This is a genomic window from Sphingobium sp. MK2 (genome assembly GCF_040170545.1).
In the GTDB taxonomy this organism is placed as follows: domain Bacteria; phylum Pseudomonadota; class Alphaproteobacteria; order Sphingomonadales; family Sphingomonadaceae; genus Sphingobium.
In genome coordinates this window covers 39,404-55,284 of sequence record NZ_JAZDXA010000034.1, presented here as the reverse complement: position 1 = coordinate 55,284, position 15,881 = coordinate 39,404, and the positions used below count along the sequence as shown (strand labels likewise).

15 protein-coding genes are annotated in these 15,881 nt (G+C 62.5%); 6 read left to right on the top strand and 9 right to left on the bottom strand.

Features of this window, described 5'->3' with window-relative positions:
* The first annotated feature begins 171 nt into the window (after window positions 1-171).
* From V2I08_RS14705 to V2I08_RS14695, 3 genes are all read left to right on the top strand, one after another.
* Complete coding sequence (locus tag V2I08_RS14705) at window positions 172-732, top strand: YkgJ family cysteine cluster protein (RefSeq protein ID WP_349635796.1); 561 nt, start codon at window positions 172-174, stop codon at window positions 730-732.
* 220 nt (window positions 733-952) lie between these two features.
* A complete protein-coding gene (locus tag V2I08_RS14700; RefSeq protein ID WP_349635795.1) occupies window positions 953-1,096 on the top strand; it encodes a hypothetical protein in 144 nt (47 codons plus the stop codon).
* A gap of 410 nt (window positions 1,097-1,506) precedes the next feature.
* Window positions 1,507-1,683 (top strand): hypothetical protein, encoded by a 177-nt coding sequence (locus V2I08_RS14695; protein WP_349635794.1) that lies wholly within the window; start codon window positions 1,507-1,509, stop codon window positions 1,681-1,683.
* Window positions 1,684-2,048: 365 nt separating this feature from the next.
* On the opposite strand, the gene V2I08_RS14690 is transcribed toward V2I08_RS14695, so the two are convergent.
* The 9 genes from V2I08_RS14690 to V2I08_RS14650 all read right to left on the bottom strand — a co-directional run bounded on the left by V2I08_RS14690 (window position 2,049) and on the right by V2I08_RS14650 (window position 12,142).
* The gene (locus V2I08_RS14690) at window positions 2,049-2,732 is read right to left on the bottom strand and encodes a Fe2+-dependent dioxygenase (RefSeq protein WP_349635793.1); all 684 of its coding nucleotides are present in this window, start codon (window positions 2,730-2,732) and stop codon (window positions 2,049-2,051) included.
* 14 nt (window positions 2,733-2,746) lie between these two features.
* Entirely contained in the window at window positions 2,747-3,508 is a 762-nt protein-coding gene (locus V2I08_RS14685) for an energy transducer TonB (protein WP_349635792.1), read from the bottom strand.
* 198 nt (window positions 3,509-3,706) lie between these two features.
* The gene (locus V2I08_RS14680) at window positions 3,707-6,148 is read right to left on the bottom strand and encodes a TonB-dependent receptor domain-containing protein (protein ID WP_349635791.1); all 2,442 of its coding nucleotides are present in this window, start codon (window positions 6,146-6,148) and stop codon (window positions 3,707-3,709) included.
* Window positions 6,149-6,220: 72 nt separating this feature from the next.
* Window positions 6,221-6,505, bottom strand: a complete 285-nt coding sequence (locus V2I08_RS14675; protein WP_349635790.1) for a ribbon-helix-helix domain-containing protein — start codon at window positions 6,503-6,505, stop codon at window positions 6,221-6,223.
* Window positions 6,505-7,227 (bottom strand): acetoacetyl-CoA reductase, encoded by a 723-nt coding sequence (phbB, locus tag V2I08_RS14670; protein ID WP_349635789.1) that lies wholly within the window; start codon window positions 7,225-7,227, stop codon window positions 6,505-6,507. Before phbB ends, V2I08_RS14675 begins: the two co-directional genes overlap by 1 nt.
* 19 nt (window positions 7,228-7,246) lie before the next feature.
* On the bottom strand, window positions 7,247-8,257 hold the full coding sequence (hemH, locus tag V2I08_RS14665) for a ferrochelatase (protein ID WP_349635788.1): 1,011 nt from the start codon (window positions 8,255-8,257) through the stop codon (window positions 7,247-7,249).
* A complete protein-coding gene (locus V2I08_RS14660) occupies window positions 8,254-10,521 on the bottom strand; it encodes a molybdopterin cofactor-binding domain-containing protein (protein ID WP_349635787.1) in 2,268 nt (755 codons plus the stop codon). The genes hemH and V2I08_RS14660 overlap by 4 nt, the downstream gene beginning before the upstream one ends.
* Before the next feature lie 38 nt (window positions 10,522-10,559).
* The gene (locus V2I08_RS14655; protein ID WP_349635786.1) at window positions 10,560-10,994 is read right to left on the bottom strand and encodes a CoA-binding protein; all 435 of its coding nucleotides are present in this window, start codon (window positions 10,992-10,994) and stop codon (window positions 10,560-10,562) included.
* 182 nt (window positions 10,995-11,176) lie between these two features.
* On the bottom strand, window positions 11,177-12,142 hold the full coding sequence (locus tag V2I08_RS14650) for a P-loop NTPase (RefSeq protein ID WP_349635785.1): 966 nt from the start codon (window positions 12,140-12,142) through the stop codon (window positions 11,177-11,179).
* Between the two features lie 74 nt (window positions 12,143-12,216).
* On the opposite strand from V2I08_RS14650, the gene hflK reads away from it, so the two are divergent.
* From hflK to V2I08_RS14635, 3 genes are all read left to right on the top strand, one after another.
* Window positions 12,217-13,353, top strand: a complete 1,137-nt coding sequence (gene hflK, locus V2I08_RS14645; protein ID WP_349635784.1) for an FtsH protease activity modulator HflK — start codon at window positions 12,217-12,219, stop codon at window positions 13,351-13,353.
* A complete protein-coding gene (locus tag V2I08_RS14640) occupies window positions 13,353-14,201 on the top strand; it encodes a protease modulator HflC (RefSeq protein WP_349635783.1) in 849 nt (282 codons plus the stop codon). The genes hflK and V2I08_RS14640 overlap by 1 nt, the downstream gene beginning before the upstream one ends.
* A 124-nt stretch (window positions 14,202-14,325) precedes the next feature.
* On the top strand, window positions 14,326-15,825 hold the full coding sequence (locus V2I08_RS14635; RefSeq protein WP_349635782.1) for a Do family serine endopeptidase: 1,500 nt from the start codon (window positions 14,326-14,328) through the stop codon (window positions 15,823-15,825).
* Window positions 15,826-15,881: the final 56 nt, after the last annotated feature.

Below are 15,881 nucleotides of genomic sequence, written 5' to 3'. Positions count from 1 at the left end.
GCAATCCATCGGCACCACAATGGATTGCTTCGCTGCGCTCGCAATGACGATCCGGCTTCAAGTCATCCGGCTGTAGTCGAAGCTGGGCGAGGGGTTCATCACCTCCGCAAGTCGCGTCACACGAACGCATCCCGCTTGCATTCCCGGCACGGCCGAGGCACCCCGACCCGGATGGATACAGAGACCGATCTGGAAACCACCCTGCTGGGGCCAGTCCTGCCCAATCGCGCCTGCGGCGATTGCACGGCCTGCTGCACCATCCTCACCGTCGATACGCCCGGTTTCCAGAAGCCGCCCGGCATCTCCTGCGTCCACCTCGGCGCGCAGGGGTGCAGCATTCATGCCGATCGCCCGCATATCTGCCGGACCTGGTTTTGCGCCTGGCGCAGAGTCGCCGCCCTCTCCGATGCGGCGCGCCCGGACCGATCCGGCATCCTGGTGTCGCTCGATTTCGTCCGCGAACCGCGCAACTGTTTCGAAGGCGTCTCGATCATGGTCCGCATGGAGCCGGGCAGCGACGCGATCACCAATGGCATGGCCGCCACCATCCTCGACGCCCTGTGCGATCAACTGATACCCGTCTGGTTCAGCGACGGGTCGAAGAAGATGTTGATGCACCCCGACAACGAAGTTGCCGCCCTCGTCCTGTCGGGAGACCCGGCGCCTGCTTATTTGAAGGTGGAAGTGGCCGCTTGGCGAGACGGATACAGCGCGTTCGCCACCAAGGGCTAGTGGAGGCGATCGGCGATGTTGAGTGAATAGCGGACACCCATCAAACGCCGTCACCCCGGACCTGATCCGGGGTCCATGAGCCTCACCCTATCAATGACGTCGCACCCCTGAGCTAATGGATGCCGGGTCAAGCCCGGCATGACGGAAAGGGTGGTTAGGCGACAGTCATGTTTTCGGAAAAATTCGTCGATAGCAGACGTTACCCACTTACTCGGAAGGGATGCTGGGGATTGCGCCGGATGAAATCCTCAACGTCGCGCAGGCGTTCTGGCATAGCCTCAATATCTCGCCATCGCGTATGATTGATGAAGCGAAATCCCGCATTCCAGAGCGCTCGAACCTTGGCCCATTGCTCAACGTCTGATTTTCGAGGCACCTTAAACGCACGCCCCGTCCAATGGAGATCAGCCTTGCATTCAGGGCATATGGCGCTCGCTTCGTCAGCCAGCTTCCATGACTTCCGGCATTCGAAGCAAGCATGTGGCCAGAGGCATTCTGGGCCACGATGCCGAGGCGGCGCATATGGCTCATGAACAACTCGGTTTCCCAACGCTCGCCGCAGTTCCATGCGCTCAGATTTAGACAGATCGGCCATTTTCTGAATTTGAACTATGCAAGGGGCGCCGACAATCAAGAATTACGGAACATGGGACGACTGGCAATTTCTGGTCGGTTCTCGACTGCGAGGTTTTTCGGATTAGGGCCACGGGTCGTTTCGCATCAAGATCGGCGCTCGTGCTTGACGGAAAGGAGAGGGTGCAGGATTGGGCTGTCATGACATCACGCACCGTTTGGATCAGAAGAGGGCTTGTTCTGTTTTCCGCAGCGATTGTGCTGCGTGCAATTGTAGAACGGCGACCTGAAAAGCTGCCTATGCTCGCACTGACGGCGGGCATCTTCGTTGTGGTTGTCGTGGTCGGATGGCTCTATTCCATGCTACGTGAGAAGTAGCCGAATGTCAGCTTTCAGGAAGCCAAATGCGGTTGCTGAAAGACTGACGCTGGTCATTATTCCCATTCCTCCTTCGTCAGCCCAAACCGCGCCCCTTTCAATGTAGGATTTTCTCTGGTCTATCCTGACGGATGACGCCCTCGGCCCTTTCCTGCCCTCTCCTCGCACCGCCCCAAACCACGCCGCGTCACCGTCGCGTAGGTGGCGCATGTGTGCCGCGTCACTGTCGCGTCGATGATACGCACCCGGTACGTCGCGCACACTTCAGCGGTACGATTGGCGCAAATCGCTGTGCAATCGCCCGACGATGGTGTGAACTTCGCGCTGTGACCCACTTGGCGCGTCCCGCCCGCCCGAAACGCCCCTCAGGCGTCGGCCCAGCGGCGCAGCAGATTGTGATAGACACCCGTCAGCCGGATCACTTCGTCATGACCCTGGCCCAGCGCGGCGGCGACGCCCTGCACGCTGCGGTCGAGGTCGAACAGCATCTGCCGTGCTGCATCGTCGCGGATCATGGATTGCAGCCAGAAGAAGCTCGCCACTCGCCGCCCCCGCGTCACCGGCTCGACCCGGTGCAACGAGGAGGAGGGATAAAGCACCGCATGGCCCGCAGGCAGCTTCACCTGCTGCACCCCGAACTGCGTCTCGATCGTCAATTCGCCGCCATCATAGGCGTCGGGCGCTTCCAGAAACACCGTCATCGACAGGTCGGATCGCACGCGAAAGCCCGTTCCCGCCTGAATGCGCACCGCATTGTCGACATGCACGCCAAAGGCTTGCCCACCCGCGTAGCTGTTGAACAAGGGCGGAAAAATCTTGAGCGGCAGGGCGGCGGCGATGAACAGCGGCGAGCGGCCGAGCGCGTCGAGGATGGCCTGCCCGGCCTGCTGCGCTGCAAGCGACTCTTCGGGCAATTGCAGGTTGCGCTTGGCGAGTGCCGATTGGTGGCCCGACGTCACATTGCCATCGACCCAGTCCGCCGGGTCAATGAGCGCCCGGATGGCGGCAACGCCTGCCGCATCGAGCAGGTCGGGAATGGCGATCAACATAGGAGAAAAATCCGTTACGCAGCGTCGGTGCGGATGATGAAGGGGATTTCGACCACGCCGCGAACCCGCACCGGCTGCCCGTCGCGGATCATCGGCTTCCAGCGCCAGCGCTTCACCGCGTCCCGTGCTGCCTCATCGAGCCGGGCAAAGCCGCTGCTCTGGCTGACGGCAACCGTCTCGACCGCCCCATCCAGGCCCAGCGTCAGCGTCAGCAGCACCGTGCCCTGCTCGCGCCTGCGACGGCTTTCGATCGGGTAGCGCGGTGGTTTGCCCGCCACCATTTGCGCACTTAGGTCGCCACCCTGGACGATGCTGGGCAGCGCAGGCGCCGCGGCAATCGGCAAGGCCGGGCCGGGCGTCACCGCCATGGTGGGCGCGGCCACCGAGACGGGCACTGGTTCGGGCGAGGTCTGAACCGTCGGCATGGGCGCGGGAGTCTGCACGATCGGCGGCGGCGCGACCACTTGCGGCGCGGAAGGTGGCGGGGGTGGCGATTCCGCAGCGGGCGGCGGCGGTGGCGGAGAGAGGTTCACCACCGTCAGCTTCGCCTCCTGTGCGCGCAGCACATGGCCACGCATCTGGATCAAGGCAGCGATCAGCAGGATATGGACAAAGAGAATGGCAAGGATCGCTAGGATATTCGGCCGCGCCCGCGCACCATATCGGTCCGGTGCGATGGCGGGGGTGGATGGCACCACGGCTGCAACCCATGACGCACCCGGCGGGTCAGGCATGACGATATCATCGTCGATCGGCCGAATTGCGGCATGCAACATGACAGCGCCTCCCTTCCCATCCTCGGTTCGAGTGTCGATATCGCAAAGCCTAATGCGAATCAATTGCGACATTTACATATGAGCAACAAAAGATGGGACGGACGACGATCCGAGGAGGTTTGGCCAATAGGCCGGGACAAAATCGCCGCCCGTCCGCTACCCACGGCACGGGACGCATGCCGGAGGATGGGGCACGCATCAGAACATATAGTTCAGGCTGAACATAGCCGACCGGGTCGGCGCAGGCTGTGCCCAGCTACCGTTCACATTATTGCGCACCGTCGTCACATATTTCTCGTTAGTGAAATTCTGGACGTTGAGTTGCGCCTTGAGCTTGTCCGTGATCGGATAGTTCACCATCAGGCGATGGATGGTGTAGCTTGGTACTTTATAGCCCACATAGGTTCCGGCGGCCAACTGCGCGAGGCTGGGCTGGTTGAGCAGGAACTTACCCTGATAGGTGAGGCCATAGCCCAGCTCCAGACCGAAGCCGAAACGATAGGTGGTGAACAGGCTGCCCGAATGCTTGGGCGTGTTGGTCAGCGCATATCCCGCCGTAGGATCAGGGAAAGCCGGGCTGTTGATCGCGCTGCAATTCCCAACCAGCGGATCATTCACGCCAGGATTAGCCAGGCAGAAGTCGGATACGCCCTGACGGATCTTCGACTTCAAATACATATAGTTGGCGGAAATCGTCCAGTTAGCCGTGATATTGCCCGAAGCACCCAGCGAAAGGCCTTCCACACGCTGGTTGCCGTCCAATGTCTGATCGGGAACATCCACATCGCCCGATTGCAACTTGATCTGGTTACGATCGTTGCGGAACAGCGCCGCTGTCAGCAGCAATTTTGCGTCGAAAAGGTCAGCTTTTGCACCAATCTCATAATTCAGCGTCGTTTCAGGCTTGAGATTGCAGTTGCCGTTCAGCCCGGTCGTCGCGTTAGGGGCGGCGCACGCTCCATCAACCGACACTTTCGAAGGCAGTTTGGAATTGCCGTAGGCGACGTAAAAGCTGGTATTCTCACTTGGCTTGATCACCGCGCCAATGCGGTAGGAGAAGAGATTATCGCTCACCTCCAGCCGGTTGCCGACGCTGCTGATCTGGCCAAGCAGCGGCGATGCGGGCGTCGTATTGTAACTGAAGCTGCGGTTGAATCCGTCGATCTTCTCATATCGAACACCACCGTTAACCTCGAAAAAGTCGCTGAACTTGATCGCGTCAAACAAATAGGCGGCATAGCTGGTCTGCTCGCCGACATTATTGCTCGCCAAGATGAAATTGACCGGGCCGGTATAGATGTTGCTGCCATATGTGTACCCTGCCGGACCCTGGACCACTTCTCCGGGATTGGCGATATTGACCAGCGGGAAGGCCGGGGTCGATCCGTCCGCATTGCGCGGCAATGTGCCCTGCTTCTGGCGATAATGCTCCCACATCGCAGACGCGCCGATGACCAGCGTATGCTGAAGTCCGCCAGTGCTGAAATCGGCACTGATATCAAACTGGTTATAGGCGGTTTCGTTGGTGATCAGACGCTGCACGCCACGCCCGCCGGTCGGCAGGTAATAGCCCGGCGTGGTGGTCGGCAGGCAGGCGGCACTGACGCCATTTATATCCATAGGCTGAAGATTGGTGGACAGGCAGAAACTGCCATTGGGCTGGCTGGTGACCGTGTTCTGCCGAATCTTTTCATAACGGGTCAGGTTGCGGATCTTCAGCGTGTCGCTGAAAGCATGGCTGAAGATCGTCTGCAGGCTGCTCGTCTTGCTGTTCTGCTGATCCAGATTGGCAAAACCATAATAGCCGCTACGGTCGAATTCCGGCAGAAACCCGCCATTATTCGCATAATAGCGCAGGCCATATTGCGGCATCGCCTTGTCATCCAGATATTCACCCTGGACCGTCAGGCTGGTCGGACCATCGATCCCGATGGTGATGGCAGGCGCGATGCCCCAGCGCTTATAATCCTCGACGTCGCGGCCAGGTACGTCATTTTCATGATAAACCGCGTTGATCCGTACCGCGAGCAGGTCGTTCAGCCGCTTGTTCGCATCGATCGTTCCGCGATAATAATTATCGGTCCCTACACCTGCGTTCAGGATTATCTGGTCGTCCGCCAGCGGTCGCTTGGTCACGATATTGATCGTCCCGGCGACAGAACCGCCGCCGTTCATGACCGAGTTGGCCCCGTTGGTGACTTCGACCTGCTCGATATTATAGACTTCGTTGCGGTTGAGGAACGCGCCGGACCGCACGCCGTCGATTGTCACGTCATTTTTTGCGTCCTGGCCGCGCAGGATAATGCGGTCACCATAGCCAAAGCCGCCCTCGCCCGCACCGAAGGTGATACCCGGCACCGTCGACAGAACATCGCGCAGGGTCAGAAGATTTTGCTGCTGGATCGTGGCTTTGCCGATCACCGTGATGGTCTGGGGCGTGTCGAGCAGCGGCCGCACATATTTGGGCGACTCTGCCTTTTCGACTTTTACCGTAGACTCGTCGATCGCCGTGTCCGTGACCGTCATGCCGCCCAACCGTGGGCCGATCGCGCCATCCTGCGCTTGCGCCGAGGTGGCGAAGGCGATCGCGCCTACGCAGGACAGCGCCAGAAACGATGGCGTAGATGCTGTATTCGACATGGATATCAATCCCCCTTATTGCTTGGAGGACCGATTATTGCGAATGCTTCGCAGAGTCAAACGCTATTGCGACTAATTATTATCTTTGTTGCTGACTGTCGCAAAAAGCCAGCAACGGATGGCGCTGGCCAGATTAGGAGGATTGGCGGCGGCCATGCGCATCACATCGATACGGGCTATCAGAGCATTGATGGGAAGCTGAGCTTCGTGAGCAGCGAGCCGCAGCGCGTCCCAGAATACCGGCTCCAGGCTGATCGCGGTCTGGTGCCCGGCGATCGTCACGCTCCGTTTGACCGGAGGGGCAAAGGGCGACCCCATCGGCTCGTGCGAGCTGTCAACAGGGTCGCCCTGGTCCATCAATACATGTGCTGCCCGCCGTTGAGCGACAATGTCGTGCCGGTCACGAAGCCTGCATCCTCGCTGCACAGGAAAGCGACGCCGCGTGCGATTTCGCTGGCTTGGCCGAGGCGCCCGACCGGGATCTTGGCGACGATCTTTTCCAGCACGGCAGGGGGCACAGCGGCGACCATGTCGGTGTCGATATAGCCCGGCGCGATGGCATTGACGGTGACGCCCGCCTTGGCCCCTTCCTGCGCCAGTGCCTTAGTGAAGCCATGGATGCCCGACTTGGCGGCGGCATAGTTGACCTGACCATATTGGCCGGCCTGCCCGTTGATCGACCCGATGTTGACGATCCGACCCCAGCCGCGCTCACGCATGCCGCCGAACGTCGCCTTCGCCATGTTGAAGCACCCACCAAGGTTAATGCGCATGACCTCGTTCCAGTCGTCGAAGCTCATCTTGGCGAGCACGCCGTCACGGGTGATGCCAGCATTGTTGACGACAATGTCGATCGGGCCAAGCTGTTCGGCCACGGTGGCACAACCATCCAGGCAAGCCTGATGATCGCCAACGTCCCACTTGAAGGCGGCGATGCCTGTGCGGTCGGTAAAGGCCTTCGCCTTTTCGTCATTGCCGCCATAATTGGCCGCAACGGTATATCCCATATCCCGCAACGCCAGGCTGATCGCCTCGCCAATGCCCCGCGTTCCGCCGGTCACGATCGCTACTCTCGCCATATGCGCATCCTCTTTCTACTTAAGCGGGCTGGTCGATCCAGCCCGAAAGCTCGCGGCCGATCAGCCTCTGGTACAAAGTGATAGCGTCCGATGAAGCATTTAGACAGGGTAAATAGGCAAATTTTTCGCCGCCCGCAGACAAAAAGGCCTCTTTTGCGCGCAAGGCGATTTCTTCCAATGTTTCAAGGCAGTCGGCGGAAAAGCCCGGTGTTACGACAGCAATATTACGGACACCATCGCGTACCAATCCGGCCAGGGTTGCTTCGGTCTCCGGCTCCAGCCATTTTGCCCGTCCAAAGCGCGACTGGAAACTCATATGGACCGGCAGCGTCAGTGCTTCGCGGAGCAGGCGGACGGTCTTGACCGACTGGCAATGATAGGGATCACCCAGATGCAAGGTGCGCTCAGGCATACCATGGAAGCTGGCGAGAATGGCGTCCGGCGCGAAATCAAGCGCCGCGACATGCGCGTCGATCGTGGTCTTGAGCGCCGCGATATAGGCCGGGTCGTCATGATAGGGCGGCAGGGTGCGGATGGCGGGCTGCCAGCGCATCGCCTTGAGCGCCGCAAAAGCCGCGTCATTGGCGGTCGCCGTCGTGGCCCCGCTATATTGCGGATAGAGCGGCGCGAGCAGGATGCGGTCGCAGCCCGCCTTCTTCATCGCCGACAGGCGCGAGGCGATCGACGGATTGCCGTAGCGCATGGCCCAGTCGACCGTAACGCCCGGCCCCATCGCCGCTGCGAGCGCCAACGCCGTGTCGCGGGTATGGAAAGCGAGCGGCGAACCCTGATCGGTCCACACCTGTTGATAGGCATGGGCGGATTTCCTGGGTCGGGTGGTCAGGATGATGCCGCGCAGAATCGGCTGCCACAGGATCGGCGGCAGTTCGACCACGCGGCGGTCGGACAGGAATTCGCCGAGATAACGCCGCACCGAACCGGCGTCGGGCGCATCGGGCGTGCCGAGGTTGATGAGGAGGACGCCGACTTTGGGGGTCGGAATGGCGGGATGGTTGGGGGGCAGGGTCATATCGTGGCCAATAGCGGAAGGTTGCGCAAACGCTGACCTGTCCATGTGTACAATGCATTGGCAATAGCAGGGGCGACCAGCGGCGCGGCAAGATCGCTGACGCCGACCGGGGATGCGGTGCTGCGGATCAGTTCGACCGTCACTTCGCCGATATCGGCCAGTTGCGGCAGGTTCATCCGGCCCAGCATGGCGCGGGTCGGCAGGCCGCGCGCATAGGAAACGGACGCCCCCATCGCAAAGGCGAGGCCATAGATCAGGCCGCCCTCGACCTGCTGCCGGGCAATGTCGGGATGAACCTGATCGCCGACATCGACCGCCGCGATCATGCGGCTGACGCTCAGCCGGTCGCCGCGCATTGATGCTTCGACCATCACGGCGGCATAGCCCCCCTGCAGGACGTGCGCGGCGATCCCCTGCCCGCTGCCCGCTATACCGCCCTGCCAGCCGCCCATTGCCGCTGCGGTGGACAGGCAATGGGCGAGGCGCGGATTGCCGCCCAGCATCTGGATGCGGAAGGACATCGCCTCCATCCCCGCGAGGTGCGCGAGTTCATCGACGAAACTTTCGGTGAAGAACGCGCCATGCAGATGGGCGTTGCCCCGCGCGAAGCCGAGCGCCAGGCCGACATCGGCGGGATAATGATCCACCGCCCAGTTGGGGATGGCATAGGGCGGGGCCATGCCTGCGACCGCCAGTCGGGATGCCTTGTCAGCCGTCTGCGCCGCCGCCGCGTGGGGTAGCGCGCCATCGGCAATCCGTGCCCAGGTTTGCGCCATGGCGCAGGGCGCCGCGACCTTGGCCAGCCAGCCCTCGATCGCGCCGTTGCGGCCGATCTTCGCAGCCATCCGGGCCTGCGCGGGCGCGGAGGGTCGGTCCTGCACGACATCCTCCAGCCGCGACCAGAGCAGTTGCACCGGGCGGCCCACATCGCGCGCGATCAAGGCGGCCTGAACGCCGACGTCCCAGTCCATCTTGCGCCCGAAGGAACCGCCAGCGTGCAGCGGGTAAAGAGTGACGGCGGTTTCGGATAAGCCCAGAGCAGCGGCAATGGCGGCACGCGCCAAGCCGGGTGCCTGGGTCGCCATCCAGACTGCCGCGCCGTCCGGCCCCACCCGCGCGGTGGCGCACAGCGGTTCGAGCGCCAGGTGAAGTCCTGGATCGACACGATATTCGCTGGCCAATATCGTCGCGCCTTCGAACACCGGGAGCAGGTCGCCCTGGGCATAGAGGCGGCGGCCCGCCGAGCCGGAAAAGGCCGCTTCCAGCGCGGCGTCGATTGCAGCGCTATCGACCGGCTTGCCGCGCAGGGTGAAGACCGGATCGGCGAGGTCCAGCGCCTTGTTCGCCGCCCACCAGTTGGTCGCGACGGCAGCGACCCAGCGTTCGGTGCGGACCAGTTTGAGGAAACCGGTGACGGCGCTCGCCGATCGCTCGTCCAGCCCGGCGAAGATCGCGTCGCCGATCGGCCCCTGCCGGATCGAGGCATGGACCATGTCGGGCAGGCGGATGTCGGCGGCGAAATTATGGCTGCCGTCGATCTTCGAGGGGGTGTCGAGCCGGGGGACATCCTGCCCCGCCAACCGCCCGTCCTGCCCCTGCCGCAGCGGCAGGATGGCGGGGAGGTCGAACTGTGCCGCTTCCTCGACCAGCTCGCCGATCTTCAGCCGCCGTTCGCTGCCGTCGGAGACCAAGCCATCTACGATGTCGCAGCTTTCCCATGGCACCGACCAGCGCGCCGCCGCCGCCTTGCACAACAGCACCCGCGCCGCCGCACCGGCATCGCGATAGGCGTCATGGAACATCGGGACCGATGTGCCGCCGCCGGTCAGCATCAGGCCGCTGCGCGTTGCATATTGGCCGATCGCCCAATCGCCTGCGTCCCCCAGCAAACGGGTCCAGTCGCTCGCCAGCCATTCGCGCGCCAGCAGCGTGTTGGCGTAGAGCGGGCTGATCGGCGCGCTTTGCACCGCGACCGTGCGCCAGTCTGCGCCCAGTTCGTCGGCCAGTATCTGCGGCAGGACGGTCGTTACCCCTTGGCCCGTTTCGGTTTGCGGCACGATGACGATGACCTGCCCTGTTCGGTCGATCTTGAGGAAGGCGTTGACGATCGTTTCGCCGGGACCGGCATTGAGGTTGGGCGGGTACTCGCGCGGCCAGACAGCCCATGCAATGAGCAATCCGGCTGCTGCACCACCGCCGACCAGCAGCGTGCGTCGGTCGATGCCCTTGCGGCTGTCCGATATTGTGCGCGAGGGGCGGGCCATGGCCGACTGATAGGGGCGCGATGGCCGGGTGGAAAGCGTTAATCGGCGCTGATTGGCGCGATGCCAAGGCGGGGTATTTCGATCGCTGGGCAGCGGTCCATCACCACCTTGAGGCCTGCTGCTTCGGCGCGGGCAGCGGCGGCTTCATCCATAACGCCAAGTTGCATCCAGACAGATTTCGCGCCGATGGCGATCGCGTCGTCCACCGCTTCTCCGGCGGCATCGCTGCGCCGGAAGATGTCCACCATGTCGATCGGTTCGCCGATGTCGGACAGGCGACCCCAGACAAATTCGCCATGGACATGTTCGCCCGCAATCTGTGGATTGACCGGCAGGACGCGATAGCCATGGTCCTGAAGGAAGGCCATGACGCGATAGCTGGCCCGTTCCGGCCGATCGGAGATGCCGACCAGCGCTATGGTGCGGGTTTCGGTGAGCAGGGTGGCGATGTCCTGCGGGGCGGTCAGCGGCATGGAAATTCTCCTTATGCAGCCAGGACGAGCCAAGGACCGGGACGTTCCCGATGATGGAGACGGATCGCTTAACTTCGCACATTTCCCGCTGATTTTGACATAATCTTGCGCGTCCCTGATCCTATCGCAAAGTCATAGTGCGCGGACATCCGACCATAGCCTGTTGCCCCGCTGTAGGACAGTCACACCGCACCATCGAGCCACGCGGCCACCTTCTGCGCGATGGCCCGGAAGGCTTCGGCGTGGATGCCCTCGCCCGCCGCCGGGGGATCGCCCGCGTCGGACTGGCGGCGAATGTCGATGGCGAGCGGGATGCGGCCAAGGAAGGGCATCCCCATGTCGCCTGCCGCCGTCTCCGCGCCGCCAGTGCCGAACGGGTCGGAGATTTCGCCGCAATGGGGGCAGGCATAGCCCGCCATATTCTCGACGAGGCCGATCATCGGCACGCCCGCCTGCGTGAACAGGCTGACCGCGCGGGTCGCGTCGATCAGCGCCAGATCCTGCGGCGTCGAGACGATGACCGCGCCGACCGGCTTATGTTTCTGCACCATGGTCAATTGAATGTCGCCGGTGCCCGGCGGCATGTCGACCACCAGCAATTGCGTCTCGCCCCAGTCCGCGTCGATCAGTTGCGACAGGGCATTGCCGACCATCGGCCCGCGCCACGCCAGCGCCTTGCCCGGTTCGACCAGATGCGCCATCGACAGCATCGGAATGCCGAGCGTGCCGGTGACGGGGATCATTTTCTTTTCGCGGGCCTGGGGCTTTTGATCTTCGCTGCCCATCAGTCGCGCCTGTGACGGGCCATAGATGTCAGCATCAACCAATCCGACCCGATGACCCAGGCGATGCAGCGCGATGGCAAGATTGGCCGACAGGGTGGATTTGCCCACCCCACCCTTGCCCGACGCCACGGCGATGATTCGCAGCGGCTTGCGTTCCGCCGTCTGGGCGATGCGGACATCAGTGACGCCCGGCACGGTCAAGCCGCCTTCGCGGATTGCGGCAACAAGGCCGTCGCGCCGGTCGGGCGTCAGGCCGCCGACATCCAGGGCGATCGTCATGATGCCGTCCTTCACGCGCGGCGTGCTGGCACGGCCATCGGTCAGAGCGGTCAGGCGGGCGGTAAAATCGGCAATATCGGTCATGACGACGCCCTGTAGGAAATAATCGCTCCTAAGGGCACTGTTTTTCGCGGGCCAGCCTTCCTATAGAAGAGGACATGAAAAGATTATTCGGGTGGATGCCCGGCATCGTGAGCATGGCGCAGGGCCCCTGGGGCGGCAAAGGCGACGGGCCGGAGAGTAATGACGGATCAGGCGGCAAGGGCGCGGGCGGCGGTGGCGGCCCGCGCAATCCCTGGACCCAACCGGGACGCCCGACCGGGCAACGCGGCCCATCGGCGATCGAGGAGATGCTGCGGCGCGGCCGCGACAGCTTTGGTCAGGGCGGCGGCAATGGTGGCGGTTTTGGCGGCCTGCCCCAAAGTCCCAATGGCAAGGCGCTATGGCCAATCGGGATCGCCATCCTCGTCATCCTGTGGCTGGTGTTGACCAGTTTCCACCGTGTCGGGCCGCAGGAACGCGGTGTCGTAACATTTCTGGGCAGCTACAGCCGTACTCTGACGCCGGGCATCAGCTTGACCCTGCCTGCCCCTTTCGCAGCCGTGACGATCGTCGATGTCGAAGAGATTCGGACCATCGACGTTGGATCGACCACGGCCGAGAATGAAAATCTGGTGCTGACCGGCGACCAGAATATCATCGACCTTGCCTATTCGGTGCGCTGGAACATCCGCAATCCCGAATTGTACCTGTTCCAGCTATCCAACCCCGACGCCGCCGTGCGCGAAGTCGCCGAAAGCGCGATGCGCGCGGTGCTGGCCAGCGTCAGCCTGGACGATGCGCTGGGCGCGGGTCGGACCGCGATCGAACAGCAAGTCGAACAGCGGATGCAGGAGATTTTGGACGGGTATCGCTCCGGCATCCGCATTCAGGGCATCGCGATCAAGCAGGCTGATCCGCCAGCGGCGGTCAACGATGCGTTCAAGGCCGTGTCGGCCGCGCAGCAGACGGCGCAGACCTACCTCAACGAAGCTCGCGCCGCCGCCCAGCAGGTGACGGCCAAGGCGCAGGGCGAGGCAGCATCCTTCGACAAGGTCTATGAGCAATATCGCCTGGCACCGGACGTGACCCGCCGTCGCATGTATTATGAAACCATGGAGGGCGTGTTGGCGAACGTCGACAAGACCATCGTCGAAGGAAGCAATGTGACGCCCTATCTGCCTCTGCCTGAAATCAAGCGGCGCGCTGCATCAGATGCGGCGGCGACAGCCACCCCCAGCACGGGAGGCCAGTAATGCCCGCATTCCTGCGTAACCCCGTCGCGCTCGCCCTGATCGTTCTGGCGCTGCTGATCGTCCTGGGCAGCACCGTTGCGATCGTACCTGAAACCAAGCAGGGCGTGATCGTCCGCTTCGGTGATCCCAAGGCGATCATCAATCGCTATCGCCAGAATGAAACCTTCGGCAACACGGGCGCTGGTGTCATCATGCGCTGGCCGTTCGTGGATCAGGTGGTGTGGATCGACAAGCGCGTGCTGTCGGTCGAAATGGAGCGCCAGCAGGTGCTGTCGACCGACCAGTTGCGATTGCAGGTGGATGCTTTTGCCCGCTATCGCATCGTTGACCCGCTGCGCATGTATATCGCGGCTGGCAGCGAGGAACGGGTGTCGGAGGCTTTGCGCCCGATCCTGGGTTCCGCACTGCGCAACGAACTGGGCAAGCGCCCCTTCGCCGCGTTGCTCAGCCCGGAGCGCGGCCAGGTGATGCAGAATATCGAGGCGGGCCTTGATCGTGTCGCGCGCCAATATGGGGCTGAAATCGTCGATGTGCGAATCAAGCGCGCCGACCTGCCCGACGGCACGCCGCTTGACAGCGCCTTCACCCGCATGCGGACAGCGCGCGAGCAGGAAGCGCTGACCATCCGCGCGCAAGGGGCCAAACAGGCGCAGATCATCCGGGCGGAAGCGGACGCCAATGCCGCGCGCATCTACGCCGCCAGCTATGGCAAGGACCCGGCATTTTATGATTTCTATCGTGCAATGCAGAGCTACCGCTATACATTCTCGCCCGACAGGTCGGGTGAAACCAATATCATCCTGTCGCCCAACAATGAGTTCCTGCAACAATTTCAGGGGCGGCGGTGAGTTGCCGCAGATCATTACGGAACCAGCGTCATTCAATGAGGGTTAAGGGAAGGCAGCGCATTTTCAGGCTTCGTCAAAGTCCCGCCTTCCAATCCCTTCGCAGTTCATGAGAGGACCGTCACGAGTGCGTTACGCTTATGCCATTACCGGCGCCCTGTTGCTGGGCGGCACCGCCATTGCCGTTACCACCAGCTCCAATGTTGGCGCCCAGACCGCACAGAATGAAGGCCTGACCGCTGCCGCGCCACAGGGCGCTCCGGCAAGCCTGGCCGACATGGTCGAGAAGTTGCAGCCCGCCGTGGTCAACATTTCCACCAAGCAGCGGGTGCAGGTGCAAAATCCCTTTGCGGGCACGCCTTTTGGTCAGTTGTTCGGCCAGGGCGGCGGACAACCGCAGACGCGGCAGGCCCAGTCCCTGGGATCCGGCTTCCTGATTTCGGCTGACGGCTATATCGTCACCAACAACCATGTGGTGTCCGCTGGCGCGGAAGGTGCCACGGTGGACTCCATCACCGTCACCTTGACCAACAAGACGGAATATACTGCCAAACTGGTGGGCCGTGATCCCGCGACTGATCTCGCCGTATTGAAGATCGATTCGCCCAAGCCCCTGCCCTTCGTCAAATTTGGCGACAGCACCAAGGCGCGGGTCGGCGACTGGGTCGTCGCGATCGGCAATCCCTTTGCCCTGTCGGGAACGGTGACGGCGGGGATCATTTCGGCTGTCCATCGCAATACCGGCGGTGGCTATGAAAAGTTCATCCAGACCGATGCGTCGATCAACCAGGGCAATTCCGGTGGCCCGATGTTCGACATGCGCGGCAATGTGATCGGCATCAACAGCCAGATATTGTCGCCGTCGGGCGGGAATGTCGGTATCGGCTTCGCCATTCCTTCAGAGCAGGCCGCGCCGATCGTGGAAACGCTGCGCAAGGGCGAAACCGTCCGTCGCGGCTATCTGGGCGTGCAGATCAGCCCGCTGGGCGAGGATCTGGCCGAATCGCTTGGTCTTGCCAAGAATCGTGGTGAGTTCGTGCAGGGCGTCGAGCCGGGCAAGGGCGCGGAGAAGGCCGGGATCAAGGCGGGTGACGTCATCGTCAGCGTCGCGGGTCAGGAAGTCAGCCCGGAACAGAATCTCTCCTCCATCGTCGCGTCGCAGCCGATCGGTTCGCGTGTGCCGATCGTGCTGATCCGCAATGGCCAGCGCCAGACGGTCAATGCCGTGGTGGGCGAGCGGCCGTCCGAGGATGAACTGACCAACTTCGCGCCGCAGCAGGATGAGGATTTCAGCCAGCAGCAGCAAAATCCGGGTCAGGCGGCGCAACAGTCGCTGGGCATTTCCGCGATTCCGTTGACGCCGGGCATCATCCGGCAGTTGGGCATTGCGGCGGATACGCGCGGCGTGGTCATTACCGGCGTGGATGGTTCGACCGACGCGGGAGCCAAGGGGTTGCGGCGCGGCGACGTGATCATCACCGCCAATAACCGCCCGGTCGCCAGCCAGGCGGACCTGGACGCGCAGGTGAAGGCCGTTGCGGCACAGAACCGCAGCGCGATCCTGTTGCAGGTCTTGCGTCGTGGCCAGTCGCCCATCTTCCTGCCCGTGCGGTTGCGGGACAAGTAAGCCGCTTCCGCGCTTGCGGAACTGGTCTGACTAAGCGTAATTTTCGTCATCCCCGC

What these genes read in the sequence shown, in the direction of transcription:
- V2I08_RS14685 (WP_349635792.1), bottom strand. Translation starts at nt 3,508, where the DNA reads ATGTTGCATGCCGCAATTCGGCCGATCGACGATGATATCGTCATGCCT.
- V2I08_RS14695 (WP_349635794.1), top strand. Translation starts at nt 1,507, where the DNA reads ATGACATCACGCACCGTTTGGATCAGAAGAGGGCTTGTTCTGTTTTCC.
- V2I08_RS14705 (WP_349635796.1), top strand. Translation starts at nt 172, where the DNA reads ATGGATACAGAGACCGATCTGGAAACCACCCTGCTGGGGCCAGTCCTG.
- V2I08_RS14640 (WP_349635783.1), top strand. Translation starts at nt 13,353, where the DNA reads ATGCCCGCATTCCTGCGTAACCCCGTCGCGCTCGCCCTGATCGTTCTG.
- phbB (WP_349635789.1), bottom strand. Translation starts at nt 7,227, where the DNA reads ATGGCGAGAGTAGCGATCGTGACCGGCGGAACGCGGGGCATTGGCGAG.
- V2I08_RS14690 (WP_349635793.1), bottom strand. Translation starts at nt 2,732, where the DNA reads ATGTTGATCGCCATTCCCGACCTGCTCGATGCGGCAGGCGTTGCCGCC.
- V2I08_RS14660 (WP_349635787.1), bottom strand. Translation starts at nt 10,521, where the DNA reads ATGGCCCGCCCCTCGCGCACAATATCGGACAGCCGCAAGGGCATCGAC.
- V2I08_RS14700 (WP_349635795.1), top strand. Translation starts at nt 953, where the DNA reads ATGCTGGGGATTGCGCCGGATGAAATCCTCAACGTCGCGCAGGCGTTC.
- V2I08_RS14680 (WP_349635791.1), bottom strand. Translation starts at nt 6,148, where the DNA reads ATGTCGAATACAGCATCTACGCCATCGTTTCTGGCGCTGTCCTGCGTA.
- hflK (WP_349635784.1), top strand. Translation starts at nt 12,217, where the DNA reads ATGAAAAGATTATTCGGGTGGATGCCCGGCATCGTGAGCATGGCGCAG.
- V2I08_RS14675 (WP_349635790.1), bottom strand. Translation starts at nt 6,505, where the DNA reads ATGGACCAGGGCGACCCTGTTGACAGCTCGCACGAGCCGATGGGGTCG.
- hemH (WP_349635788.1), bottom strand. Translation starts at nt 8,257, where the DNA reads ATGACCCTGCCCCCCAACCATCCCGCCATTCCGACCCCCAAAGTCGGC.
- V2I08_RS14655 (WP_349635786.1), bottom strand. Translation starts at nt 10,994, where the DNA reads ATGCCGCTGACCGCCCCGCAGGACATCGCCACCCTGCTCACCGAAACC.
- V2I08_RS14650 (WP_349635785.1), bottom strand. Translation starts at nt 12,142, where the DNA reads ATGACCGATATTGCCGATTTTACCGCCCGCCTGACCGCTCTGACCGAT.